Below are 2608 nucleotides of genomic sequence, written 5' to 3'. Positions count from 1 at the left end.
ATCGATGCTTGGGTTTTCCAGCACCCAAAGCCATTGGGTTTGCCCGTCTCCCCCGGACCATCTCCCCGAGGCGGGGCGAGGGGATCCTGTGTATATCAGGGGTGGGGGGCTCCCTGGGATTCTCGCTGGACGCTTGGGGCCGACCCTCGCCAACTTTGTTCGGGAGGTTGAGAGATGCAAAGGTGTCGGGGTGAGATGCTTTCTCCACCTTTGCTTTCTGCTGCAGGAGAACGGCTGAGCCGAATGAGCACGTCGGTGGGATGGGATCGTTACTCGGTCGGCGGTAGTAACACGATGGGGCGGAGGTCGAAAGGCGAGAGTTTTTCCTCACGGGGTAACGCGTGCCGAGTCCATTCATTTGATTTCAGCCGCACCGTTCTGCCTGGGCGAATCCCTTCGAGTAGTTGCTTCATTTGAAATCGTATAACCCACCCGCTGCTTCCCGGTGCGAGCGGATGATTGGCGTTGCTCGCATTGTTGTCGATCCATTGAGTGACGTGAACGAATTGGCCGTCGTTGCTCGCGTCATAGGTACGAAGCGTCGACTCGGCGACGATCACTCGGGCGTTACGTTTGATGGGGAAAAGAGGCAGGTGTTTCGAATCGAAACCGGCGTAGAGATGGACGGTAACCACACCCTCACCTTTCGTTTGGTATTCGATGTCGGTGACCATGCCTGGGAATCCACGGTCCATGGTGAACTGTTCGAATTGTTGACGTTGTTGTAGGGACGCCGTGGCTCGGCTTTCCGGATCGATCCAGATGTCAGTGAGCCGCCCAGGGCCGTACATCGTCGCCCAGGTTAGGTTGTATCGAACGACTTGTCCGACCTGCAAATCTTCGGTGCTGGCGATCTGGTTTTGTTTCCAAACCCGTGTGGCGACGGTGTAGTCGAAGGTCTGTTCGCCGTGTAGCCCTTCGGCTGTCGGATAACCGGCGAGTTCAGAGAGTTGGGTGTTTTCTGGAATTGGGACTCGCCGAGCAACCAGTTGCTTTTGCGACTCGTCGATTGATTGGATTTCCCATCCCACCTGTTGTCGCAGGTAGAACGTGAAATCGTCTTCCAGCCTCAGGACTTGGTTCCAAGGCGAATCCGGCGAGCGGTCGATTGGTTGGTTGCTTACCGTTGCCGCATAGTCGGTTTCTTTCAGTTTGACTTCAAACTCGCCGCCCGTTCCTAAATGGAACCATCCGTGTAGGTGCGTGCCGATCGGGATGTCGGCCAACGAAGCGGGGGCACCGCGATAGAAGATCGATCCATACGGCAACATGCTGAACTTGAGCGGCAGATCTTGGTGATACTTGATTTGCGAATCGAGTCGATCGCCTCGGAGGATTCCCATTCGGTTGACGTGGTCCACCATCGTCAGTTCGCCCGAAATGTATCGCGACGTTTTTGGATCAGGAAAGCGGTCGGGGGTTGCGATGGAAACCGACTCTTGACCGCTGGCGATGGTGGCGATGAGGCCACAACAAAACGCGACGCAGTGTGTCAGTTGTCTCATGCTTCCACCTCGCTGAGCGAGCCGAGACTATCGGCGAAAGTACCCGTTTCCACGCCCATCCGTTGTGCCATTGTGAGCAACACGTTGCTCAGTCGCCCCTTTTCGTTGACCGGTCGTGAACAGATCCCGTAGTGCTTCTTCGCGTCGTCTAGATCGTAACCGTCGAAATGGCCGACGTTGTAATCGACATGTTGTCCGTGTTTGAGGCCCAGCTTTCTTCCGCCCGCCAAGATGGTTGGGACGTTGGCGTTCCCATGACTGTGGCCGTAGGACATGCCGCTGCCGTAGAGCACCATCGTGGTGTCGAGCAGGACGCCGTCGGAGTCTTCGACTTCGGACAATCGATCAAGCAAATAAGCGAACTGTTCGAAATTGAACGCGTCGCTTTGCGTGAGTCGACGGAGTTGTTCGGGGTCTCCATTGTGATGCGACAGCGAGTGCCGCGTTTGGTTGATTGAAATTTCCGGTATGGGAAGGCCTTTGCCTTCGTCGCCGCTGCTAAACGTGATGACGCGAGTCATGTCGGTTTGAAATGCCAGTACCATCAAGTCGTACATCGTGCGGAAGTACTCGCCGACGTGTTGTTGGGAGATGACTTTCGTGAGTCGTTGCGAGCTTTGCGGATCGATGTTGGGCCGTGGTACATCGAGCCAGTGATCCGCTCGTTGGGTTCGCCGTTCGACTTCACGAACCGAGGACAGGTATTGGTCCAAACGCGTCCTGTCGTCGCTGCCGATCTTGCGTTGCAGTGATCGCGATTCCTCGAGCACGAGGTCGAGAACGCTGCCGGTTTGTTGGAGTGCTCGACGCTCCTGTTCGATGCCGCCTTCGGGAGCACGGAAGAGACGTTTGAAAACCTCGGCCGGTTTGATCTCGGCCGGTACCGGGATTCCATCCGCGTTATAGGACAGCGACCGACCGGTGTTGCTGAGGACGAGGGAGGAGAACCGCGTTTCGAGCGAGGTTTTACTCGCGATGAGTTGGTCGACCGATATCGAATTGCGTTCGGTGGGGCCGATCTTGCCACCGGTCAACCAGATGTTTTGACAGCCATGGTGATGGCCGAGAGCGTGAGGATGATGCAGTCCACTGATGGGCGTGAT

General features: G+C 56.4%; 2 protein-coding genes. Both read right to left on the bottom strand.

What is annotated here, in order from left to right:
- Positions 1-269: 269 nt before the first annotated feature.
- Positions 270-1505, bottom strand: a complete 1236-nt coding sequence (locus tag RSSM_RS23060) for a hypothetical protein (protein ID WP_008684813.1) — start codon at positions 1503-1505, stop codon at positions 270-272.
- On the bottom strand, positions 1502-2608 hold a 1107-nt coding region (locus tag RSSM_RS23055), incomplete at its 5' end, for a DUF1552 domain-containing protein (RefSeq protein ID WP_044303366.1). The genes RSSM_RS23060 and RSSM_RS23055, both read right to left, overlap by 4 nt.

The organism is Aporhodopirellula sallentina SM41, assembly GCF_000346505.1.
In the GTDB taxonomy this organism is placed as follows: domain Bacteria; phylum Planctomycetota; class Planctomycetia; order Pirellulales; family Pirellulaceae; genus Rhodopirellula; species Rhodopirellula sallentina.
The sequence above is the reverse complement of the archived record's forward strand: the minus strand, read 5'-3'. Positions and strand labels throughout refer to the sequence as shown.

Excerpts from the sequence above, each read along its gene's own strand:
- RSSM_RS23060 (WP_008684813.1), bottom strand. The coding sequence starts at position 1,505 with ATGAGACAACTGACACACTGCGTCGCGTTTTGTTGTGGCCTCATCGCC.